This window comes from Kitasatospora sp. NPDC056446, from assembly GCF_042796115.1.
In the GTDB taxonomy this organism is placed as follows: Bacteria; Actinomycetota; Actinomycetes; order Streptomycetales; family Streptomycetaceae; genus Kitasatospora.
Map to the genome: position 1 here is coordinate 1 of NZ_JBHTRF010000266.1, position 1,004 is coordinate 1,004.

At 53.6% G+C, this 1,004-nt stretch carries 1 protein-coding gene; it reads right to left on the minus strand.

Annotated elements, in window-relative coordinates:
* Positions 1–141 precede the first annotated feature (141 nt).
* On the minus strand, positions 142–816 hold the full coding sequence (locus tag ACFQ6N_RS41185; RefSeq protein WP_148564919.1) for a hypothetical protein: 675 nt from the start codon (positions 814–816) through the stop codon (positions 142–144).
* Positions 817–1,004 lie beyond the last annotated feature (188 nt).

Below are 1,004 nucleotides of genomic sequence, written 5' to 3' on the forward strand. Positions count from 1 at the left end.
CCCTCATGAAGGGTTGAAAGAGCGATTCCTGACCATGGTCGTTGAAAACAACGGCCCATGGGCAAGCGCAGCTAGTCATTATGACGGGACGCCGTGACACGGCCTTCAGTGGAAGGCTGAAGGCCGCCTAAGATCAGTTGTCTACTGGGCGAACTGAGTTCCGCGATTGGATGCGCATTGCTTTGGTATGCACACGTCCAGCGAGGTGCTCACGAATCGTGACTCATTTACGGTGCAGACGACGCCAATTCCCTCGCTGAGATAGAAGGGGGATGAGTAATGACGTGTATCGCTGAGGTAGCACCTTCCGTTGTCAATGCCAATCGTGGCTGTTCGGGCTCCGGCGACAGAGCTTTCTGCGTTCATTTGGCCTGTTGAGTAGTAGGAGATTCCCACAGGCACGCGTCCGTTCGGCGCAGTTGCCGTAACCCAGTCAATACTCTTCGAGTTCAATTTTGAGGTTGGATTCCCCGGGGTGTTTTCACGTGTGCATACCCAGCCTGCTGCTGGTCCTTCAATCGTCCCCTCCCCTTGAGATGGTTCCATATCCATGGAAGCGCAGAAGGCCTGATGATAGAGCTTAGTCGCCTCCGACTGATCGCTGTATCGATAGATCAGACGTCCAAATCCATCTGGCTTCAGATGCTGATCAACTTCAATCTGCCCTCCGTCGAAGTCTGGCCAAGTTGTACGGCGAACAATGATGATCTCTCCCTTGGGGCTGAGCTCCGTTCTGTCGATACTCAATGGTGTTCCTGCGAATGCAGGCGATGTGGCGGCGATTGCGAGACACAGGAGCAGCGTCCGATTACTCATTTGTGAGTCTCCGTTCTAGCGTTGCGGAGACACTAGGCTCAACAATATTCAGTTTTCAGATTGTGACCCGCGCTGTGCTTGTCCAGATTTCAAACTTTCCTCATTCGTTTGAATGTTGATCCATCGCTCAATCGCACTTCACCGCATACACCGGCCCGGCGCCGATCAGCATCAGCGCCATGTAGTCG